Below are 20,144 nucleotides of genomic sequence, written 5' to 3'. Positions count from 1 at the left end.
CGGTCCCGGACCTGCCGCGGGAGGCGGCGGGGTCGGGTGAGGCGGGACGGGACGCGGCGGGACGGCGGGGGGAGGCGGGACCGCGGGGTACGGCGGGGCGGCCGGCGGCGGCTGCTCGACCATGGCGCGCATGTCCTGCGGCGTCACGCCGAACAGCTGGGCCTGCGTCTCCAACACCTGGTCGGTGAGGTTCAGGTCGTCCCCGAGCGCGGTCTCCACGATCCCGGCCTGGCGGCGTGCGGCCTCGGCGACGGCCTGGCGCAGCGTGCCCATCAGCGCGGCGGCCAGCGCGTGCGGCGGCCGGCGCATGGCCTGGTCGGTCAGCCGGATGTCCCTGATCGCGCCCGACGGGCCCGCCACGACGGTCACCGCCCGGTCGGGCGAGGTCGCGACCACTTCCAGCGCGGCCAGTTCCTGCTGCATCCGGTCGATGCCCTCGACCTGCTGGTCGACGCGGCGCAGCTGGGACTGGAACTGCTCGAACTGGGCGACGAGCTGGTCGAACTCGGCCGACACGACAAGACCTCCGGGCAGTGCTGGGACGTCGACGACACCGCGGCGCGCCGGTGAGCGGGGCCCATAGTGGCAAGGGATCACCACGCTTCGTGCCCGAACGGGTGAAAAGGGTGGCCGGTGATCCCTCCGACCGATCGGCGGCTTCCTCCACCCCACGGGGGTTGGGCAGCATCGGCGGGTGACCAGACGACTCCGCGCGGTGATGACGCTCACACTCGGTCTGACCCTCCTCGCCCTCCCCGCCGTCGCGCACGCGCAGCCCGCGCGGTGCTTCGACCCGAACGCCCCCACCACCGTGGAAGAGCAGCGGCTGGACGACCGGCTCACGCCCACCGGACCCGAGGTGGGACCGGAACTGGCGCGGTTGGGCGGGTTCGACGACGACGTCAGCCGGTTCGCCGCACGGCTGTGCGAGCCGATCTCCCGCGCCCAGGCGTTCCACCACGCGCTCGCCGGCGGGACGGAGCTGTGGCGCACGGCGGTGCGGCGGGCGCAGTCCGCGCAGACCTGGGACTCCTACGACGACCGGCCGCTGTACTGGGCCCGGCTGCTGGCGACGAAGGCGCTGCGGCAGTGGCAGCCGAGCGGGTGGCGGCTCGGCGCGGCGGACCGGGCGAAGGTGGTCGACGCGTTCGACCGCGCGTCACGGGGTGTCTCGGACCTGCGGTTCGCGGACGGCGTCCGGCGGGTCGCGGTGACCGGGTTCGACCCGTTCCAGCTCAACGGCCCGTCCGTGCGGCGCAGCAACCCGGCCGGCGCGGCGGCGCTGCGGCTCGACGGGAGGGTGCTGGCCACGCCGTCCGGGCCGGTGGTGGTGGAGGCGGCCGTCCTGCCCGTGCTGTGGGGGGCGTTCGACCAGGGGATCGTGGAGCGGTTCTACGGCGGCGCGCTCGCGTTCCGGCCGGACGCGCTGGTCACCGTGAGCCAGGGCCGGCCGGGGCGGTTCGACGTGGAGCGGTGGGCGGCGCGGTGGCGGGGCGGGTACCCCGACAACAACGAGGTCGCGGCGCGCGGCGCCGTGCCGGACGCGGCGGGGTGGCCCCAGCCGGCGCACGAGTTCATCGAGACGACGTTGCCGCACCAGCGCCTGGTCGACGCCGGGACCACGCCGTTCCCGGTGTTCTTCAACCGGTCGTTCTGCGAGTGGCCGGTGGGCGTCCCGCCGGGCACGGGCACGCCGAGCTGCCGTTCCGACGAGCCGACGCCGGGCGCGGCGGCGGCCTCCGGCAGCGGCGGCGACTACCTGTCCAACGAGTCGATGTACCGGGCGAACCGGCTGCGGCTGGGCCTGGGCGCCACCGCGACCGCGGGCGGTCACCTGCACACGCCCGTGCTGGGGCAGCCCGCCGACCCGGCCGCGCTGACCGATCCGGTGTTCGAGCAGGACCGCCGTGCCATCGCCGATCAGGTGGCGGCGCTGGTGTCAGTAATCTGACCGGGTGAGGGGCTGGCGGGCGGCGGTCGTGGCACTGTCCGCGCTGGCGCTCGCCGCCTGCACGGCCCGGGTCTCGGGCGTGCCGGACGCCGAGGTCGTGTGGACGTCGATCGTCCCGACCGTCGACGAGCTGCCCAAGCCGGGCCAGTGCACGAACACCGGCCTCGACGTCCTCGACTGCGCGGCCGAGCACGAGGCCGAGGTCACCTCGGTCGGGCGGCTGGACGGGCTGACCGCCGAGTACCCGGAGGACCGCGACCTGCGCCGAGCCGCCCTGCCGCCGTGCCGCGCCGCGCTCACCGCGTACCTGGGCAGTTCCGACCACGACGCCACCCGGCTGCAGGCGCAGGCGCTCTGGCCGAGCCGCGACGGCTGGGCCAGGGGCGACCGCTGGCTCCTGTGCACGGTGGCGGAGTTGAAGCCGGACGGCAGCCGGGTGCGGCGCAAGCACTCGGCCAAGGACCTCCTCAAGGCGGCCGGGTTCAGCACCGTGCAGCTGTGCGCGACGGCGTCGCCGGGGAAGGACAAGGACGCGGGGATCACGGCGTGCGACCAGCCGCACCGGGCGGAGGCCGTGCCGGGCGTGCTGACGCTGGGCACTCCGCAGGACCCGACGCCGTCGCTGGACCAGGTGAACGCCAAGGCGGCCGAGCACTGCGCGAAGGCGGTCCGGAACTACGTCGGCGCGGCGCGCGAGGACGTCTTCGCGTCGTGGCGGGCGTTCGGCAGCCTGGCCTGGTCGGAGGGCTACACGTCGGCGGTCTGCTACGCCGAGGCCACGCGCCCGTTCACCGGGCGGCTGTGGGGCCTCGGCGCGAACCCGCTCCCCAGCTGACCCACAGGCTGTGCACAGTTCCATCCACACCCTGTGGACAACTAGCCGCGTCGTCCCGACAGCATCACCAGCAACACGCCCACCACGACCGGGATGCCGCTCTCGAACACCGTCCTGAGCACGGGCAAGAACGGGAAAGTCTCCAGTTCGTACAACACCGAACCGGCGAGGGCGGCCATCCCCATGACCAGTGGCGCGGCTGGGGACAGCTTCCCCGCGCACACCAGCGCCACCAGGAAGCCCGCCACCCCGAGCGCCACCAGACCCTCGGTCCGCGCCCCGTCCGCGAGGAGGTCGAGCGCGAACGCCAGGACGAACACCGCGGCCGCCGCGCCGACCGCCCCGAGCAGGACGCCGGCCACGTGCCACCAAGGCGATACCCGCCCGCGGGCGGGCTCAACCGCACCACCCGCCGGGTGGTACCGCTCGATCGTCGTGCTCGGCTCGGTCCGCGCCTCACGCAACCGGTCGTAGTGGAGGCCGCCGAGGAAATCGTCCTGTTGGGACATACCTCATTGGTACATCCGGACGAGTCGCGACGCGCGGTGAGCAACCAAAAAGAGACCCGGTGGACGTCGTTGGCCACCGGGTCTCACGCCCCAAGGGGGTCTCAGGGGTGCGGGCTCAGCCGAGGCGGAGCTTCAGGGCCTCCAGCTCGTCGCGCAGCGACGTCGGCACCTTCTCGCCGATCTTGGCGAACCACTCCTCGATCATCGGGATCTCGGCGCGCCACTCGTCGGCGTCGAACCGCAGCGCGGCCTCGACGTCCTCGCGCGGCGCGTCGAGGCCGTCCAGGTCCAGCTCGCCCGCCGTGGGGACGTGGCCGATCGGCGTCTCCACCGCGGCGGCCTTGCCCTCCAGGCGCTCGACGGCCCACTTCAGCACGCGCGAGTTCTCGCCGAACCCGGGCCACAGGAAGCGCTTGTCCTCACCGCGGCGGAACCAGTTGACGTAGAAGATCTTCGGCAGCTTGTCCGCGTCGGCCGACTTGCCGGTGTCGATCCAGTGCTGGAAGTAGTCGCCGGCGTGGTAGCCGATGAACGGCAGCATCGCCATCGGGTCGCGGCGCACGACGCCGGTCTTGCCGACGGCCGCGGCGGTCGTCTCGCTGGACAGCGTGGCGCCCATGAACACGCCGTGCTGCCAGTCGCGCGACTCCGTGATCAGCGGGATCGTCGTGGCGCGGCGGCCGCCGAAGAAGATCGCCGAGATCGGCACGCCGTTCGGGTCGTCCCACTCGGGCGCCTTGATGTCGCACTGGTCGATCGGCGTGCAGTAGCGCGAGTTCGGGTGCGACGACAGCTCGTCGCTGTCCGGCGTCCAGTCCTGCTTCTTCCACGAGGTCAGGTGGGCGGGCGGCTCGCCCATGCCCTCCCACCACACGTCGCCGTCGTCGGTGAGGGCCACGTTCGTGAACAGCGAGTTGCCCTTGGCGATGGTGCGCATCGCGTTCGGGTTGGTGTGGTAGTCGGTGCCGGGCGCGACGCCGAAGAAGCCGTTCTCCGGGTTGACCGCGTAGAGCCGGCCGTCCTCGCCGAACCGCATCCAGGCGATGTCGTCGCCCAGGGTCTCGACCTTCCAGCCGGGGATGGTCGGCTCCAGCATGGCGAGGTTGGTCTTGCCGCAGGCGCTCGGGAACGCGGCCGCGATGTAGTACGCCTTCTGCTCCGGCGACGTGAGCTTCAGGATCAGCATGTGCTCGGCGAGCCAGCCCTCGTCGCGCGCCATCACCGAGGCGATGCGCAGCGAGTAGCACTTCTTGCCCAGCAACGCGTTGCCGCCGTAACCCGAGCCGAACGACCAGATCATCCGCTCTTCGGGGAACTGCGTGATGTACTTGGTCTCGTTGCAGGGCCACGGGACGTCGTCCTGGCCGGGCTCCAGCGGCGCGCCGATCGAGTGCAGCGCCTGGACGAAGTCGGCGTCGTCACCAAATCGGTTCAGCGCCTTCGTGCCCATGCGGGTCATGATGTGCATCGAGACGACGACGTACTCGGAGTCCGTGATCTCCACGCCCAGCATCGGCTTCTCGGCGTCGAGCGGGCCCATGCAGAAGGGGATCACGTACATCGTCCGACCGCGCATGCACCCGCGGTACAGCTCGGTCATGATCGCCTTCATCTCGGCGGGGTCCATCCAGTTGTTCGTCGGGCCCGCGTCCTGCGGGTCCACCGAACAGATGAAGGTGCGCTCCTCGACCCGTGCCACGTCGGTGGGGTCCGACGCGGCCCAGAACGAGTTGGGTTTCTTCTTCAGCGGGACGAACGTCCCCGCGTCCACGAGCTTGGCAGTGAGCCGGTTCCACTCGTCCTGGGAGCCGTCCGCCCACACGACCTCGTCGGGGCAGGTCAGCTCGGCGACCTCGCGCACCCAGGACAGGAGGCGCGGGTGGTTGGTCGGTGCGTGGTCGAGACCGGGAATGGTCACTGCCGTCATCTCGTCTCGTCTCCTAGCTGAGCGCCAGCCCACGGTGGACGCCGTCGTCCTGGTGGGACGTCCTCGGGAATAGCTCCGCCCGCCCGGTGGAGGGCGTGCCGTTCAATGGGATAGACGGAGGTTAGCCGGGTTAATCCTCGGTAACGCACATCTGACCTGTCGGCTGGCTCACAAAACCGATTCTGGAATCGATTCAGCACCCGATCACCACAAATCGCCCTGTGACCTGGGCTTTAGTTCCCGGAATGCAAGTGCCGCCAGTGCGTCGATCGCCACACGTTCAGGTGTATAAACAGCGACTTCGTGAGAGCGCTCCCATGACCGCACGAAGAAATTGCTGCGGCACAATCTCCGGATTACTCGACCGTTTCAGGAACGGCGCACGCACGTTCCGGGTAACGCGATCGGCGACTGTTCCACCTGTGCCACAACGACTTCATCGATCACGCACAGCGCGCCACCGCGGTGGCAGACGATGTCCGATGTGCGCGTTCCCGCCAGGTCCACGCCGGTCAGGTCATCGGTCGAGGCGCTTGTAGTACTGGACCTGGGGGAACGCCGTGAAGCCCGCGCGTTCGTAGGTGCGGCGCGCGGGGGCGTGCCCGGGATCGCCGCCCGTGCCGACGACGGCCAGCGTGACGCCCGCTTCGCGGAGGCGGTCGACGGCGAAGGAGGTGAGGGCGGAGCCGATGCCCTGCCGCTGGTGGTCGGGGTCGACGGCCAGCATGTGGATCTCGCCGTCCCCCACCCGGATCGCGACGAAACCCACGGCGCGGTCCTGTTGGTCGGCCACCCACACGGCTGTCGCGTCGTCCCGGCAGACGTCCTCGACGGCTCGGGCCTGCGTCGACTCCCAGTCCGGGAACAGCGCGGTGTAGATCGGAACGCCCAGGGCGGCGCGGAACGAGGCGAACACCGGAGCCCACGCGCGCAGCGAGAACTCCACGACGGTGCCGATGTCGTCGGCCGTCAGCGGGCGGATGACCATGCGGCCATCATCGCGACAGGCGCACGACCCCCGCACTCGAATTCGCGGTCAGGTCCGCCTCGGCGCGGGCGATGGCCGCGTCGAACGCCGACCGGAAGTCGGCGATCGACGTGTCCTCCAGCTGGAAGCAGAACTTGTCGTCGGGGCCGAGCAGCTCGACCACCCCGTTGTTGACGTTGATCGTGCACACGGCCGCCTCGCCCCGGTCGGTCTGGCACCGGAGCAGCCACTCCCGCCGCTCGCGCTCCTTGCGGATCACCCTCTGCGCCACGCTTCTCTCCTACCTGGTTGTATGTCATCGAACACGCGGAGTAACCCCTATAGATTAGGGTTCAGATAGCCCGTTAGCGATAACCCGGTGGAGTGGACACATGGCGCTGGCGCGGCAGACCATCGAGCGCCTGCAACTCGGGCTCGCCCTCACGCGGCTGCGCAACCAGGCAAAGAAGTCACAAGGCGAGGCCGGCACGGCGATCGGGCGCACGCCCGGCCGGATCAGCCAGGTCGAGAACGGCAAAGGCGGGCTCGGCGTCGACGAGCTGGCCAAGCTCCTCGACTTCTATGGCGCACACGGCCGGGAACGCGAGACGATCCTCGCCCTCGGCGCCGCGGCCCGGCGGCGTGCACCTCGTCGAGGATATGTCGACAACCTGCCTGAGCCCTTCCAGCGCTTGGCGGAGTTGCAGGCCGCAGCCACCAAGGTCCGCTGGTACGAGTGCGGTGTGATCCCCGGCTTGGTCCAGTCGAAGGACTACGTCCGGGCGATCATGGCGCTGTCCAACTCGATCTACTGGCCCGATTCCGAGTCGGAGACCGCCGAGCGCACCGCCTTCCGCCTCGACCACCAGCGGCGGGTGTTCGAGACCGGCGCGGCCAAGCGGATCGAGATCGTCTTCACCGAGGACTCGCTGGACAACGTGGTCGGCGACGAGTCGGTGATGCGCGGCCAGGTGCTGCACCTGCTCCAACTGTTGGAGAGCTACCCGGACCTCGACTTGGGCGTGATCCCGGCGGGCACGTCGAACAACCCGGCGCTGGGCGGTGGCCTGGTGGTGCTGGACTTCGCGCAATCCACGCCGGTGAGCTTCGCGACCAGCCTGCACGGCCCCGCGCCCTACTACGATCAACCCGAGGACGTCGAGCCGATGCAGCGGATCTTCACCCGGGTCAAGGAGCTGGCTTTGAGCCGCGCGGACACCCGAGCGCTGTTGATCGAGCGGATCAGGGAGGGCACGTGATCGCGCGAGACACCGGGTGGTTCAAGAGCAGTCGCAGCTCCGGCGGTAGCAATGCCTGCGTCGAGGTGCGGTTGACCCCGGCCACCGTCGGCGTCCGGGACTCGAAGAACCCCGACGGACCGCACTTCGCGTTCACGTCCCGCGCTTGGGGCTCGTTCGTCAACCGGCTCGCCAACCGCTAGTAGACGGCCGACACGTCCCACTCGACGCAGGTCGGCCGGAGGCCGGTGCGCATGAACTCGCGCAACGCCTCCTGCCAGAGGTCCAGCGGCAGCACGGCGCGCCGCGGGAACTCGGTCATCACCGCTTTGTCGATGTACAACGACGGCGCGTCGGCAGGCGGTGTCCAGCTCTTGCACTCGGCTATCCACACCCCACCATCCGGGGACGTCCCGACGAAGTCCGGAGCCGATCCGGGTACGAAGTCGCGGGGTCCCATCGCCAGGATCGCGCCGACGCCGCCGGCGGCGTCGGCATCGACCTTGATCTGGTGATCAGGGCGTCCCCGACGACCGACCTTCGGCCGCTCGCGCGCCACCAAAACCGGTGGATTCGGTTGGTGGTTGGCGAGCACGTAGGCCAGGACTTCAGCCAACTCCGACTCGGATCGCACGGTCTGCGGCGAGTCCGAGGGCACCTCGGCCCGGTGGTACCAGACGTCAAGGGTGTAGCTCACGGTCGTCCCCCCTCTCAGGGAAGCGCCTCTTCCTCACCGGGTCGTACACGGTAAGCACCTGTCCGGGTAGCAGCACCGATTCCAGCAGCTCAGCGCAGCTTATCGGCCCGGTGCACACCAAGTTGTTCACGATCACCGTGGCACTGTCGGTCCCGCTGACACGTAATCGCCACGCCGCCTTCATCTCGACGTGCTTGGCGACCTCGGGAAACCCGGTTCGAGGCACTTCGTCCTGCTCGATCAGGAAGTTGGCGATCCGCCGGTGTTCGTCGTCGGTCTCACGCCCGCTTTGGACCAGTTCGCTGTAACCGTCCTCGTCGAACAACCACCCGCTGGTCACGTAGGTGGGAAGCGCCTTGCGCTGCTGCGTGTCCCAGCCATGTTCCGATGAGGTCTCGGTACGTCGGCCGACATCGATGGCCAGGTGAGCCGAGTAGTGCTCGGCACGGGCGATTCCCATCGCCAGCGCGTCACGAAATCGCGCCGTGCTGTCGGATACCTCAGTCCAGGCACCGACCACTTCGGCGGCATCCGCTTCGAGGGACGACGCCCCCTGGAAAGCCTCCTCGACGAGGCCGACCGCCTCGTCGGCGAGGTCACCGGCCGCCGTCAGCGCCACCACGGCGTCACGTGCCCTGGCCAACGCCGCGTCGATGGCGGCGGCGACTTCGGCGAGGCTCGCGGGCACCACGGGCTAGTTCGGGCTGATCCACTGGCCGGTGACGGAGTCGATCCGCACGACGCCCGAGACGGTGACCTTGTCCTCCGACCAGGCCTCGTCGCTGTCCGGCGTGTACTTGCCGTCCTCGCCGATGCGGCCGTGCTCGACCTCGGTCCACTCGTCGTCACCGGTGTGCTTGGACACCGTGACCTCGCCGTCCTGGGTGATCTCGGTGGCCAGGTCGGCCTTGCCGTCGCCGTCGGCGTCGGTGAACAGCCAGGTGTCGCCGTCCTCGTCCTTCACGACGGCGGTGTCCGCGCGGCCGTCGCCGTCGGTGTCCTCGGTGGCGGGGCCGACCTCCTGGTCCCTGCCGTCCTCGACGTCGACGACGATGGACTTGCCCGCGTTGGTGTTCGTCTCCCGGCTGTGGTCGTCGTCGGGGTCGACGGCGACCCACTCGCCGGAGCCCTCGTCGAACTCGGCCTGCCCGGTCAGCTCGCCGTCGGCGTCGAACGTGCTCATCAGGTCGGCGTCGCCGTCGCCGTCGGTGTCGCTGAACGCCAGGTGGCCGCCGTCGTCGGTCTCCACCACCGCGCTCTCGTCGACGCCGTCCTCGTCGAGGTCGTAGGTCGCCTCGGCGGTGTACTCCTCGTCGCCGACCGTGACCTTCAGCTCGCCGTCGGTCGTGCCCGTCTCGTCGATGTACACCGTGTCCCACCCTCCCGCGTGCTTGTGCCGGTTGGACTCACGTTATGCCTGTTCGGTTCCGCCGGGGAAGGTCGGGACGCCCGGCCACCGAAAACGGCCCGCTTGCCACCACCCTGGGTGATCGATCGTCCGACGCCCGCCGCGACGGCACGGCGCCACCGCCCACCTCGGGACGACCAGGGTCGGTCGCGGGTTCAGGCGCGGTCGCGGACGGCCCTGATCCGGGCCAGCAGCTCGTCCACCTTGGCCCGGCCCGCGGTCAGCTCGGCCAGCCGGCGCGTGACGGCCTGCAGCGCGCGGGTCCGCTCGCCGGCTTCCATGCGCAGCGCCTTGTCGACCTCGCGCAGTTCCGCCTCGATCGCGTCGACCCGCTTGCCCAGCGCGTCGTCCAGCGCCAGCGACAGCTGCTGCTCGGCCTCGATCAGCTGCTCCGCCACCAGCTGGTCCACAGTGGACCGCGCGTCGGCGATGGCGTCGGACAGCCACTGCTTGAGGTGCTGCTTGTCGGCCGAGTGCTTGCGGGTGCGGGCCATCCACCAGCCCGCGCCGAGGCCGAGCGCGATCGTCACCGGCAGCACGACGGGGTTCAGCGCCGCCACCCCGAGCCCGGCCAGCGGCAACGCGGCCAGGCGGCCCACGCCCAGGCCGCCGGACACGCCCATGAACACGAGCAGCTTGTCCTCGGCGGTCGGCACGCGCTTCTCCGGCGGACGCAGGACGACCGGCGGCGTCACGCCGCGCGCGAACTGGCCCCGGATCACGGCCAGCTCCTCCGGCGAGAACAGGTCGGCCAGCGCCGAGTCGGCGACGCGGGACAGCCGCCCGGCGAGCCCGGCGCTGATCCGGCCCGACACCAGCTGCAACGCCGTGTCGACCTCCTGCGGCAACGCCGCCAGCCGCTCGCGGTCGGCCGAGTCGATGGCCGTGCGGAACCACGTCTGCACGTCGCGCATCTGGCGGCTGACCTCGTGCGCCCCCTCGACCCTGGCCCGCTGCACCTCGCCGCGCAGCCGCACCTGCCAGCTCCGCGTGGACGACCGGCGCTGTGAGTTCAGCTCGTCACGGCGTCCGCGCAGCGTCTCGGCCTCCTCCTCGCCGGACGACAGCGCGCGCTTGTCCGCCTCGCCGCGCGCGATCAGCTCGTCCAGCACGGTCGCGAGCGCGCGCAGGCCGTTGGCCTCGCCGAGCATCGCCGCCCGGCCCACCACCAGCTCCTGCAACGCCTCCTGCAACGCGCCGACACCGGACCGGTCGCGCAGCATGGCCGCCGCGTCCGGGTTGGGCGCCTTCGCGGCCAGCTCGAACATGCGGGACGACACCGGGTGGAACGTGGCCCCGCGGAACCGGGGCGCGTGCTCGGCCAGCAACGCCTGGTCGGCCTCCAGCACCTGCCGCCAGCCCCGGAACTGGTCGACCTTGGTCAACGCGAACACGACGGTCTCGACGCGTTCGCCGACCGTGCGCAGGAAGTCCAGCTCGCCGCGCGTGAACGGGGCCGAGGCGTCGACCACGAACAGCAGAGCGGTGGCCGTGGCGGCGGCCTCGGCGGCCAGCTCGCCGTGCACCGAGTCGAGCCCGCCGACCCCCGGCGTGTCGACGACGGACAGCCGTTCCAGCAGCGGGATGGGGGCCTCGACCTCGACGTACCGGGGCGGCAGCATGCCCTCGGGCAGGTCGTGCGCCGCGGACACCCAGTTCACCAGCTCCGACCGGTCGAACGGCACCGGCGACATCGACCCGGCGTAGCAGGCGCGGGCGGACCACTCCTCGCCGTGCCGGAACACCAGGTACGTCGCCGTCGCCACCTCGGCGTCGACCGGCGACAGGCCCGGTGTCGCCAGCAGGGCGTTGACCAGGGAGCTCTTGCCGCGGTTCGTCTCGCCGACGACCACGACGGACGCCGGGCCGCCGCGCCGGGTCTCCACGAACGACGCCGCCGCCGGGTCGAGCCCGCGGACCAGGTTCGTCAGCTTCTCCCTGGTCTGCCGGACCGTCTGCGGGAGGGTGCTCACCGGCGCCTCAGCGGGCCGTGTAGACGGTGACGATCGGCGCGCGCAGCGTCCGGCCCCGGTCGGAGAAGCCGACCACCTCGGTCTCCGCGACCACGCCGTCCAGCGACGCGTCGTCCGTCGGCACGGTGCCGCCCGCCTCGTGCCGGGACGGGTCGAACCGCTCGCCGTCCGGCCGCAGCGCGGTCACGCCGATGCCCGCCAGGCCCTCTTCGAGCCGTTCCACGACCCCGGCGCTGCGGGCCCGGTCCAGCGCGTACAGGCACAGCTGCACCAGCGTGCGCCGCTCCGCCAGGGCCTGGTCCAGCAGCTCACCGGCGATGGTGGTCTCCAGCGTCGTCTCCACAGCGTGGTCGGACGCCGCGCCGACCGGTTCCGTTCCGCTCATCGCCGCCCCCGCAGTTGTTGCCAGATCAGGAAGTACGCCCGGTGCACCACGTGCGCCACCCGGCTCTGCGCGGGCGTGGCGCCGAACGACGCGAAGGACCGCCACCAGCCCGCCCGTTCCAGCGCGTAGGCCATCAGCTCCCGCGGCGGCCTGCCGCGCAGGCCGAGCTGCTCGGACAGGTCGGGCGAGCTGCCGAACCGCAGCACCTCTTCCACCAGGTCGGCGGGCATCGCCACGGCGCCGGACGCCACCAGCGTCAACGCCTCCAGCAGCCGCAGCTGGTGCGCCTCGGGCTTGGCCAGCAGCACCTCGATGGCGTCGTGCACGCGCTGCCGCTCGTTCGGGTCGCCGGAGGCGGCGGCCAGCGCGGTCACCGAGGCCAGCGCGGCGGCGGCCTTGATCCCGTCGGCGCGCGAGCGGAACACCGCGTTGAGCTTCGCCCGCACGCCGTCCAGCCCGGACGCGTCGAGCAGCTTGCGGCGCAGCGCGCCCGCGGTGATGGCGGGCTCGGCGTCCACGGCTTCGAGCGCCTTGCGGATGCCGTACAGGTCGAGCTTCTCCAGCAGCCGGGTGCGGGTGCCGACCGGCACGTCGCACTCCCAGGCCACGAACAGGTCGGCCGAGATCAGCATGGTCTCGCGGGTCGCCTCGTCCAGCTCGGCCAGCTTGCGCAGCGCGTCCGCGTCGGCCGACGTGAAGCCGCCCGTCTCGGTGGACTCGGCGACCAGCCCGATCACCGGCAGCACGTCCGCGACCCGCGGCTTGAGCGTGTGCGCCTGGCGCTCGGCGAGGAGGACGGCGGCCCGCCACGTGTCGCCGTCCGAGCCCTCGACGGTCTCGGCGGCGATCGTGTCCGCCTTGTTGAGCACCGCGATCGCGTTCACCGGGCCGGCCTCGCGGCTCGCGGTGGCGGCGGTGAACGCGGCCAACGCCTGCTGGTCGTCCGCGCGCACGCCCTGCGTGACGACGTACAGCACGGCCTCCGCGCCGGCCACGGCGTTGCGCGACACCGGGTCCAGCTCGCCGCCGAGCAACGCCTCGGTGCGCGCCACGGACGCGGCGTCCAGCGAGCCGAGGCCGGGCGTGTCGATCACGGTGAGGTCGCGCAGCACGGCGTTGGTCAGGTACGCCTCGATGTGGGACACCTTGTCGAAGTCCACGCCGAGGTCGGGCGGGATGCCGCCGTTCGGCTCGAACGGCAGCACCTGCTTGCGGCCGTCGGTGAACACGACCTCGATCCGGTCGACCGTGCCGTACTGGAAGCGGGTGACCAGCCGGGTGCACTCGCCCACGTCCGTCGGCGCGACGCGACGCCCGATCAACGCGTTCACCAACGTCGACTTGCCGGACTTGATCCGGCCCGCCACGGCGACCTGCAGCGGCGCGGACAGCCGCCGCAGCACCTCGCGGAACCCCGCCGCGGTCGCGGGCGACACCTGGGGCTGCAAGCCGACGCACAGGTTCGCGACCGCCGCCGAGAGCGGACCGGCGAGCTGCTTGGCCTGCGTCGTCACGCCGAGATCGTGCCACGTGCGGTTGACGGGCGGTTTGCGAACCGGATCTCACGGGTATTTCCGCGATCGACGAGGGAGGTCAGCCATGGAACAGGGATACGCGGTGTTCCTGCTGCTCGGCGTGGTGCTGGTGCTGATCGACGGCCAGCTCATCTACCGGGGCGGCAGGGGATACATGAGCCGTGCGTACGGCGACCCCGAGGCCGCCAAGTCGATGACCCGCCTGGCGACCGTGCTCTTCCACCTCGTGGTGCTCGGACTGCTCGCCATCGTGTCGATCATCTCCGTGGACACGGGCGACCCGGTCAAGGACATCGTCGTCAAGCTCGGCGTGATGCTCCTCGTCCTGGCCCTGGTGCACGCGGTGACCATGATGATCCTCGGCCGAATCCGCGACCGGCAGCTCCAGCAGCAGCTGGCCGATGAGATGGCCGAGGACCACCGGCAGTACGAGCAGCAGCGGGCCGTGCCGCCGCAGACCCGGGTCGAGCAGACCCGGGTGGAGCAGACCCGCGGCGCGCCCGCGCCCAGGGTCGAGGAGCACGTCGACCCGACGCAGATCAAGACCGTGCGGTAACCGCGACACACGGCGATCCCGACGCGGCGGCCGGCGCGACCCGACGACACGGGCGCGCCGGCCGCCGCGTTTCGCCCGGTCAACGGGTCGGGCGGGCATCCGCCTCCAGGACTAGCCGGGGTCATTCCGTGGCGCGACGCGCGGTCGGCCGGCCGGTACCTAACCTGGTCACGTGCGGCGGCTGAGCCTGTGGATGCGAGCGCACCCGGTGTTCGGGGACTCCCTGATCGCCGGGGTGCTGCTCGTGTTCGACCTGGGCACGATGGCCGCCGCCGGCACGCGGGTGCCCGGCTCGGCGCTGCTGTTCGTCGGCGCGATGATGATCGCGCCGGTCGTGTTCCGCCGGAAGTACCCGCTCGGCTCGTCGTACGTGATCCTGTTCGGCGGGTCGGTCCAGCTCTTCACGCACGGCGACATCAGCGACGGCGCGCCGTTCCGGCTGGCCGACTTCGCGCTCGCGGTCGGGCTGTACACGGTCGTCGCGTACGTCGGCAGGCGGCAGGGTCTGCTGTACGCGATCTGGCTGGCGGTCGGCACGTTCGTGTGGGCGCTGTGGCGCATGGGCGCGGGCGCCGAGGCCGCGTTCATGGTGTTCGTGATCGCCGTCGTGTTCGCGTTCAGCTGGGCGCTCGGCGAGTTCGTCGGCGCGCGCCGCGCCTACCACTCGGAGCTGGAGCAGCGGCTCAAGCTGCTGGAGACCGAACGGGACCAGCAGGCGCGGATCGCGGTCGGCGAGGAGCGCTCGCGGATCGCGCGCGAGCTGCACGACGTCGTCGCGCACGCGGTGAGCGTGATGGTGGTGCAGGCCGACGGCGCCGGGTACGCGATCAAGAGCAACCCGGACCTGGCCGAGGCCGCCGTGCGGACCATCGCCGACACCGGGCGGCAGGCGTTGACCGAGCTCCGGCGGCTGCTGGGCGTGCTGCGGTCGGAGGACCAGTCGGGCACGCAGTGGATGCCGCAGCCCGCCGCGGGCGACCTGCACGAGCTGGCCGACACGTGCCGGGCGGCCGGGCTGCCGGTGGCGCTGGAGACCGCGGGCGACCTCGGCACGCTGCCCGCGGGCCTCGGGCTCGGCGTGTACCGGATCGTGCAGGAGGCGCTGACGAACACGTTGAAGCACGCGGGCTCCGGCGCGGCGGCCACCGTCCGGGTGGCGCGAACACCCGACCAGGTGGAGGTGGAGGTGACCGACGACGGTTTCGGCACCCCGCACGACCTGGTCGCGGTGTCCGGCGGCAACGGCCTCATCGGCATGCGCGAACGCGCCGGCGTGCTCGGCGGCACGCTGGAGGCGGGCCCCAACCCCGGCGGCGGGTGGCGGGTTCGCGCCGTGCTCCCGCTGACTCCGTCATAGGGTGGTCCGGTGATCCGAGTCCTGCTGGTCGACGACCAGGAACTCATGCGCATGGGCTTCCGGATGGTGCTCGGCGCGCAAGAGGACGTCGACGTCGTCGGCGAGGCGGGCAACGGCCTCGACGCCGTGCACCTGGCCGAGCGGCTGCGCCCCGACGTGGTGCTGATGGACGTCCGCATGCCGGTGCTCGACGGGGTCGAGGCCACCAAGCGGATCGCCGAGGCGGGCACCGCGAAGGTGCTCGTGATGACCACGTTCGACCTGGACGAGTACGCGTTGTCGGCGTTGCGCAACGGCGCCTCCGGGTTCCTGCTCAAGGACACCCCTCCGGGTGACCTGGTGTCCGCGCTGCGGGCCGTGGCCAGCGGTGACGCGGTCGTGTCGCCGTCGGTGACGAAGCGGCTGCTGAGCCGGTTCCTCGGCGACGGCGGCGGCGAGCTGCGGGACGCGGCGGTGCTGGAGGCGCTGACCGAGCGGGAGCGCGAGGTGCTGGTGCTGATCGCCAAGGGGCTGTCGAACACCGAGATCGCGCGGAAGCTGTTCCTGTCCGAGGCGACGGTGAAGACGCACGTCGGCCGTATCCTGGCGAAGCTGGAGCTGCGGGACCGGGTGCAGGCCGTGGTGCTGGCGTACGAGACGGGGCTCGTCCGGCCCGGCGACGTCTGACCGGGCGCCCGGTCGGACGTGCGGCCGGTCGGACGTGTGGACGGGCCGGACGAGCGCCGGGTCAGCGGTACTTCGACACGTCCGCGGTGGTCGGGTCGACGCCCGGTTTGAACACCTCGTCGTACCAGCGGCCCCAGTCCGGCCGCGAGCCGTCGAGGTCCGTGAAGCCGTACTCCCGCATGAGGGTCCACGACGCGAGCGCCTTGCCGGTGAACCGGTGGCGGTCCGGGTCGGCGGCCAGCGCCGCCACGCCGCGCCCCACGTAGTGCGGCGTCTCGGACATCGCGTAGTGCGGCTCCTTGGCGATCGCGTCGCGCCAGTTGGCCTCGGTCACCCCGAAGTGCTCCAACATCTGCTCCGAGCGCAGGAACCCCGGCGTGACGGCGACCGACGTGCCGCCGTGCGGCTCCAGCTCCTTCGCCAGCACGGTGCCGAACCGGCGGATCGCGACCTTCACCGAGTCGTAGGCCAGCGACCCGCTGTAGAACTCGTCGCCGTCGCCGTCGGTCACCTCGACCAGCAGCCCGCCCGGCTGCCGCACCAGCAGCGGGAGGAGGCGGTGCAGCGTCACGAAGTGCGCCTCGACGCTGTTGCGCCACATCCGCAGCTGGCGGTCGAGGTCCTGCTCCCAGAACACCTTGAACTCGGTGTCCGCCTCGCCGCCCCACACGTCGTCCACCAGGACGTCCAGCCGCCCGTCCACTTCGGACTCGATGCGGGCGCGGAACGCGTCCACGTCGGCCGGCGCGGTGAAGTCGCACCGCACCGGGATGCCCCGGCCGCCCGCCGCCGTGACCAGCTCCGCCGTCTCCTCGATCGTCTCGTCACGGCCGATCGGCGACTTCCGCTCGCGCGTCGACCGCCCGCCGACGAACACCGTCGCGCCCACCGCGCCCAGCTCGACCGCGATCGCCCGGCCGGCTCCGCGCGTCGCCCCCGTCACCGCCGCGACCTTGCCGGCCAACGGCCTGCCCTGCTGCGCTTTCTCCCGTTGGGCCGTGTCCTGTTGGGCCGTGTCCCGTTGGGCCTCGCCCTGCGACTCCACCATCATCTCCCCTTCCACGCGTCCAGCACCGCGTCCACGTCCTCCGCCAGCCGGTCGGCCAGCGCGCCGCGCGGCCGGATCGACCAGTCCATCGACACGCCGTAGAGCAACCCGGTGAGCACCCGGGCCGCGCGCTCGGGCGGCGGACCGTGCGGCAGGTCCGCCTGTCGGGTGAGGTCCAGCACGGTCTCCTCGGTCACCGCGTACAGGTCGGCGAGCAGCGCGCGCAGCTCCGGGTCGATCAGGTCGACGCCGAGCTGCGCCAGGTGGTGCTGGGCCTCGGCCGGGTCGGTCAGGCCCTCGAACCACGTCAGCAGCGCCGCCCGCAGCCCGGCCACCGGGTCGGCCCCCGCCGCTGCCGCCGCACGCATCCGGCGCACGTTGTCGGTCGAGGTCTGCCTGGTCAGGGCCTGGAGCAGGCCGCTCTTCGAGCCGAACCGGCCGGCCACCGTGCCCACCGACACACCGGCCCGCGCGGCCACGTCGGCCATCGTGAACCCCGGCCCCTTGCCGCCGATCACCTCCGCCGCGGCGGTCAGCAGCCGCTCGTCCGTGATCGTCTTCGGTCGTGCCACCCGGTTATTGAACCACGGTTCATTAATGGTCGCCCAGTAGGGTGGTGACAGTGACCTGGAGACCTCGCCTCATCGCCCTGGACATCGACGGAACCATCACCCCGGTCGGCCGCGAGGACGTCGCACCGGCCGTGCGCGCGGCGATCGACCGGGCCGTCGACCACGGCGCGCACGTCGTCCTCTCCACCGGTCGCAGCCTCGTCGGCACCCGCCCGATCGTCGACGACCTCGGCCTGCGCGGCACCACGGCGATCTGCTCCAACGGCGCGGTGTGGTGGGACACCGACTCGCGCGCGGTGGTGCGCCAAGTCGCGTTCGACCCCGGGCCGTCCGTCGAACGCCTGCGCGCCCTGCTCCCCGACGCGGTGTTCGCGGTCGAGGTGACCGGCGTCGGCAACCTCTCGCTCGGCCGGTTCCCCGACGGCGACCTCTGGGGTGACGTGCGCGAGGTGACGTTCGCCGAGCTGGCCGCCACGCCGACGTCCCGGCTGGTCGTGCGCTGGGTCGGCCGCACGCCGGAGGAGCTGGCGCTGCGCGTGCTCGACGTCGACCTGCCCGGCGTCACGGCGTCGTGCGACCACACCGAGCCGTGGCTGACGCTGTCGCCCCCCGGCGTGACCAAGGGGGCGGCGCTGGAGGAGCTGCGGCACGCGCTCGGGGTGTCCGAAGAGGACACCCTGGCCATCGGCGACGGCTCCAACGACGTGGAGATGCTGCGGTGGGCCGCGCACGGCGTCGCGATGGGCCAGGCGCCGGTCGCCGTCCAGGAGGTCGCGGACGCGGTCACCGGCACGATCCTCGACGACGGCGCGGCGGCGGTGCTGGACCGGTACTTCGCCGCCTGACGCCGGTCACCCGTGGCCGTGGCCGTGGACGGCGAGGGTGCGCGACGTGCGGTCCTCGTGCCCGGTTCGACGATCACGAACTGGCCCATCATCCCCTTGTCCTCGTGCCGCAGGATGTGGCAGTGGTACATGTACGGCGTCTTCGGGTCGACGTGGTGGCCGAACTGGACCGCCAGCCGCACCTTCGACTTGCCGGGCACGAACACCGTGTCCTTCGGCCCGCGCAGGTGCTCGGGAGGCGCCGCGCCGTCGATGTCGAGCACGGTGAACGCCACCTCGTGGACGTGGAAGTTGTGCGCGAAGGTGATGTTGTCGACCTCCCACACCTCCCGCGCGCCCGCCGGCACGACCTCGTCCACGCGGGCCAGGTCCATGTCCTGCCCGTTGATCTCCGAACCGCCCAGGCGGAACCGGCGGACCCTAGGGCCGGGCACGACCGGGGGCACGTCCGACAGCGTCGCGGGCAGGTCGGGTGACGGCGCGAGCGTGGCCGCGGCGGTCAGCTTGAGCAGGTCGAAGTCGCCCTCCTCCACGTCGCTGTCGCCCGCCGAGCTGCGCAGCACGACCTGCTCGCCGGGCGTGAAGCCCACGACGACCTCGAACCGCTCGCCGGGGCTGATCCGGAACCGCCGGACCGGCGCCGGGGCGTTGAGCAGGCCCGCGTCGGACCCGACCACGTGGAACTCGCGGTCGTCGGCGAACCCGATGTCGTAGACGCGGGCGTTCGAGCCGTTGAGCACGCGGAACCGCACCTTCGACGTGGTGACCTCGAAGAACGGGTCGTAGGTGCCGTTGACCAGGACGTGGTCGCCGAGCAGGCCGAACGTGCCGCCGAGCGCCTCGTCCAGCTCGCCGTCGGCGCGGAACTCCTTGTCCTGCACGATCAGCGGGACGTCGTCCACGCCGTAGGCGCTCGGCAGGCCGGGCACGCGGTCGTCGTCGACGATGAACATGCCGGCCAGGCCGCGGTAGACGTGCCGCGCGGTCAGGCCGTGCGGGTGCGGGTGGTACCAGCAGGTGGCGGCGGGCTGGTCGACCGTCCACGCCGGGTTCCACGTGGCGCCGGGCTCGATCAGCTGGTGCGGGCCGCCGTCCATCGCCGCGGGCAGGCGCAGGCCGTGCCAGTGCAGGGTGGTGGCCTCGCCCAGCTGGTTGGTCACGCCCATCGCGACCCGGTCACCGCGGCGGACGCGCAGCGTCGGCCCGAGGTGGTCGCCGTTGACGCCCCACGTGGCGGCGGTCGTGCCGGGCAGCAGCTCGACGCGGCCGGCGCGCAGGTGCAGCGGGAAGCGCTTGACGCCGTCCGGGCCCGGCTCCGGGTCGAGCACCGGCGGGATGCGCAGCCGGTTCGCGAACGACAGGGTGCCCGCGTTGCCGTCCGAGCCGCAGCCGGTCGCGGCGACGCCGACCAGGCCGGCGCCGACCAGTCCGGTCAGGGCGAGGAAGCTGCGTCGTCTCATGGTGACGATCGTGCGTTCCGGCGGCGGCGAAATCGTCGGCCGGCGACGGTAACCCGCGGGTACTCCGGTGGCGGTAGCGTCATCCCCCAGCGGTACGCCGACGGTGTCCGCGCCGGGCCGACGCGCTGACCGGCGCCGGCCGGGCAGCGTTCCGCGGCATGACGAGAGCGCAGGTCGCCGCCCCGGCGCCGCCCCTCCGCGGGGCTGCTCCGGCC

21 protein-coding genes and 1 pseudogene are annotated in these 20,144 nt (G+C 72.0%); 8 read left to right on the top strand and 14 right to left on the bottom strand.

All coding sequences use genetic code 11. The features are described from left to right. A partial coding sequence (locus tag ACFQ3T_RS22000; protein WP_380725339.1) for a YbaB/EbfC family nucleoid-associated protein occupies nucleotides 1-516 on the bottom strand: 516 nt, incomplete at its 3' end. Nucleotides 517-694: 178 nt separating this feature from the next. Between ACFQ3T_RS22000 and ACFQ3T_RS21995 the strand changes: the two genes are divergently transcribed. Then, a complete protein-coding gene (locus tag ACFQ3T_RS21995; RefSeq protein ID WP_380725337.1) occupies nucleotides 695-1,951 on the top strand; it encodes a hypothetical protein in 1,257 nt (418 codons plus the stop codon). A 4-nt stretch (nucleotides 1,952-1,955) separates the two neighbouring features. Continuing rightward, a complete protein-coding gene (locus ACFQ3T_RS21990) occupies nucleotides 1,956-2,786 on the top strand; it encodes a septum formation family protein (RefSeq protein WP_380725335.1) in 831 nt (276 codons plus the stop codon). A 41-nt stretch (nucleotides 2,787-2,827) separates the two neighbouring features. On the opposite strand, the gene ACFQ3T_RS21985 is transcribed toward ACFQ3T_RS21990, so the two are convergent. The 4 genes from ACFQ3T_RS21985 to ACFQ3T_RS21970 form a co-directional block, all read right to left on the bottom strand. Next, nucleotides 2,828-3,295 (bottom strand): hypothetical protein, encoded by a 468-nt coding sequence (locus ACFQ3T_RS21985; protein WP_380725333.1) that lies wholly within the window; start codon nucleotides 3,293-3,295, stop codon nucleotides 2,828-2,830. Between the two features lie 115 nt (nucleotides 3,296-3,410). Continuing rightward, nucleotides 3,411-5,222, bottom strand: a complete 1,812-nt coding sequence (locus ACFQ3T_RS21980) for a phosphoenolpyruvate carboxykinase (GTP) (RefSeq protein WP_380725331.1) — start codon at nucleotides 5,220-5,222, stop codon at nucleotides 3,411-3,413. A gap of 517 nt (nucleotides 5,223-5,739) precedes the next feature. Then, entirely contained in the window at nucleotides 5,740-6,210 is a 471-nt protein-coding gene (locus ACFQ3T_RS21975) for a GNAT family N-acetyltransferase (RefSeq protein ID WP_380725330.1), read from the bottom strand. Nucleotides 6,211-6,217: 7 nt separating this feature from the next. Beyond that, nucleotides 6,218-6,481: a hypothetical protein gene (locus ACFQ3T_RS21970; protein ID WP_380725327.1), complete on the bottom strand. Its 264-nt coding sequence runs from the start codon at nucleotides 6,479-6,481 to the stop codon at nucleotides 6,218-6,220. A 100-nt stretch (nucleotides 6,482-6,581) separates the two neighbouring features. Here ACFQ3T_RS21970 and ACFQ3T_RS21965 point away from each other — a divergent pair, with 100 nt between their 5' ends. Both ACFQ3T_RS21965 and ACFQ3T_RS21960 read left to right on the top strand, forming a co-directional pair. Beyond that, nucleotides 6,582-7,448: a helix-turn-helix domain-containing protein gene (locus ACFQ3T_RS21965; RefSeq protein WP_380725325.1), complete on the top strand. Its 867-nt coding sequence runs from the start codon at nucleotides 6,582-6,584 to the stop codon at nucleotides 7,446-7,448. Beyond that, a complete protein-coding gene (locus ACFQ3T_RS21960; RefSeq protein WP_380725323.1) occupies nucleotides 7,445-7,630 on the top strand; it encodes a DUF397 domain-containing protein in 186 nt (61 codons plus the stop codon). The genes ACFQ3T_RS21965 and ACFQ3T_RS21960 overlap by 4 nt, the downstream gene beginning before the upstream one ends. Here the strand turns inward: ACFQ3T_RS21960 and ACFQ3T_RS21955 are convergent. From ACFQ3T_RS21955 to ACFQ3T_RS21930, 6 genes are all read right to left on the bottom strand, one after another. Then, nucleotides 7,627-8,124 carry an Imm1 family immunity protein gene (locus ACFQ3T_RS21955; protein WP_380725321.1) on the bottom strand — a complete coding sequence of 166 codons (498 nt, stop codon included), beginning with the start codon at nucleotides 8,122-8,124 and terminating at the stop codon, nucleotides 7,627-7,629. The two genes, ACFQ3T_RS21960 and ACFQ3T_RS21955, sit on opposite strands and share 4 nt — an antisense overlap. Next, nucleotides 8,108-8,812: a DddA-like double-stranded DNA deaminase toxin gene (locus tag ACFQ3T_RS21950; RefSeq protein WP_380725319.1), complete on the bottom strand. Its 705-nt coding sequence runs from the start codon at nucleotides 8,810-8,812 to the stop codon at nucleotides 8,108-8,110. The genes ACFQ3T_RS21955 and ACFQ3T_RS21950 overlap by 17 nt, the downstream gene beginning before the upstream one ends. Nucleotides 8,813-8,818: 6 nt before the next feature. Continuing rightward, nucleotides 8,819-9,493, bottom strand: a complete 675-nt coding sequence (locus ACFQ3T_RS21945; RefSeq protein ID WP_380725317.1) for a hypothetical protein — start codon at nucleotides 9,491-9,493, stop codon at nucleotides 8,819-8,821. A gap of 194 nt (nucleotides 9,494-9,687) precedes the next feature. Beyond that, nucleotides 9,688-11,505 carry a dynamin family protein gene (locus tag ACFQ3T_RS21940; RefSeq protein ID WP_380725315.1) on the bottom strand — a complete coding sequence of 606 codons (1,818 nt, stop codon included), beginning with the start codon at nucleotides 11,503-11,505 and terminating at the stop codon, nucleotides 9,688-9,690. A gap of 7 nt (nucleotides 11,506-11,512) precedes the next feature. Then, entirely contained in the window at nucleotides 11,513-11,890 is a 378-nt protein-coding gene (gene grpE, locus ACFQ3T_RS21935; protein WP_380725313.1) for a nucleotide exchange factor GrpE, read from the bottom strand. Then, nucleotides 11,887-13,404 (bottom strand): dynamin family protein, encoded by a 1,518-nt coding sequence (locus ACFQ3T_RS21930; protein WP_380725311.1) that lies wholly within the window; start codon nucleotides 13,402-13,404, stop codon nucleotides 11,887-11,889. The genes grpE and ACFQ3T_RS21930 overlap by 4 nt, the downstream gene beginning before the upstream one ends. Nucleotides 13,405-13,489: 85 nt before the next feature. Between ACFQ3T_RS21930 and ACFQ3T_RS21925 the strand changes: the two genes are divergently transcribed. The 3 genes from ACFQ3T_RS21925 to ACFQ3T_RS21915 all read left to right on the top strand — a co-directional run bounded on the left by ACFQ3T_RS21925 (nucleotide 13,490) and on the right by ACFQ3T_RS21915 (nucleotide 16,004). Further along, a complete protein-coding gene (locus ACFQ3T_RS21925; RefSeq protein ID WP_380725309.1) occupies nucleotides 13,490-13,981 on the top strand; it encodes a hypothetical protein in 492 nt (163 codons plus the stop codon). Nucleotides 13,982-14,174: 193 nt separating this feature from the next. Then, the gene (locus tag ACFQ3T_RS21920) at nucleotides 14,175-15,338 is read left to right on the top strand and encodes a sensor histidine kinase (RefSeq protein ID WP_380725343.1); all 1,164 of its coding nucleotides are present in this window, start codon (nucleotides 14,175-14,177) and stop codon (nucleotides 15,336-15,338) included. A gap of 9 nt (nucleotides 15,339-15,347) precedes the next feature. After that, nucleotides 15,348-16,004, top strand: coding sequence for a response regulator (locus ACFQ3T_RS21915; protein WP_380725307.1), 657 nt, complete (start codon nucleotides 15,348-15,350; stop codon nucleotides 16,002-16,004). A 61-nt stretch (nucleotides 16,005-16,065) separates the two neighbouring features. Here ACFQ3T_RS21915 and ACFQ3T_RS21910 read toward each other — a convergent pair whose 3' ends face one another. Both ACFQ3T_RS21910 and ACFQ3T_RS21905 read right to left on the bottom strand, forming a co-directional pair. Further along, nucleotides 16,066-17,067: an SDR family oxidoreductase gene (locus ACFQ3T_RS21910; RefSeq protein ID WP_380725305.1), complete on the bottom strand. Its 1,002-nt coding sequence runs from the start codon at nucleotides 17,065-17,067 to the stop codon at nucleotides 16,066-16,068. Beyond that, nucleotides 17,052-17,624 (bottom strand): TetR/AcrR family transcriptional regulator, encoded by a 573-nt coding sequence (locus ACFQ3T_RS21905; RefSeq protein ID WP_380725303.1) that lies wholly within the window; start codon nucleotides 17,622-17,624, stop codon nucleotides 17,052-17,054. Before ACFQ3T_RS21905 ends, ACFQ3T_RS21910 begins: the two co-directional genes overlap by 16 nt. A 41-nt stretch (nucleotides 17,625-17,665) precedes the next feature. Between ACFQ3T_RS21905 and ACFQ3T_RS21900 the strand changes: the two genes are divergently transcribed. Continuing rightward, on the top strand, nucleotides 17,666-18,469 hold the full coding sequence (locus ACFQ3T_RS21900) for an HAD family hydrolase (RefSeq protein ID WP_380725341.1): 804 nt from the start codon (nucleotides 17,666-17,668) through the stop codon (nucleotides 18,467-18,469). Nucleotides 18,470-18,597: 128 nt separating this feature from the next. On the opposite strand, the pseudogene ACFQ3T_RS21895 reads toward ACFQ3T_RS21900, so the two are convergent. Next, nucleotides 18,598-19,929 (bottom strand): annotated as a pseudogene (locus ACFQ3T_RS21895) (multicopper oxidase family protein); the annotation flags it as partial. Nucleotides 19,930-20,144 lie beyond the last annotated feature (215 nt).

The sequence above is a fragment of the Saccharothrix hoggarensis genome, from assembly GCF_042678885.1.
Taxonomy (GTDB): Bacteria; Actinomycetota; Actinomycetes; order Mycobacteriales; family Pseudonocardiaceae; genus Actinosynnema; species Actinosynnema hoggarensis.
Note: the sequence above shows the minus strand (reverse complement) of the source record. Positions and strands in the feature narration are given on the sequence as shown.

Coding starts and splice junctions, on each gene's coding strand:
- ACFQ3T_RS21985 (WP_380725333.1), bottom strand. CDS start 3,295: ATGTCCCAACAGGACGATTTCCTCGGCGGCCTCCACTACGACCGGTTG.
- ACFQ3T_RS21980 (WP_380725331.1), bottom strand. CDS start 5,222: ATGACGGCAGTGACCATTCCCGGTCTCGACCACGCACCGACCAACCAC.
- ACFQ3T_RS21975 (WP_380725330.1), bottom strand. CDS start 6,210: ATGGTCATCCGCCCGCTGACGGCCGACGACATCGGCACCGTCGTGGAG.
- ACFQ3T_RS21965 (WP_380725325.1), top strand. CDS start 6,582: ATGGCGCTGGCGCGGCAGACCATCGAGCGCCTGCAACTCGGGCTCGCC.
- grpE (WP_380725313.1), bottom strand. CDS start 11,890: ATGAGCGGAACGGAACCGGTCGGCGCGGCGTCCGACCACGCTGTGGAG.
- ACFQ3T_RS21925 (WP_380725309.1), top strand. CDS start 13,490: ATGGAACAGGGATACGCGGTGTTCCTGCTGCTCGGCGTGGTGCTGGTG.
- ACFQ3T_RS21920 (WP_380725343.1), top strand. CDS start 14,175: ATGCGAGCGCACCCGGTGTTCGGGGACTCCCTGATCGCCGGGGTGCTG.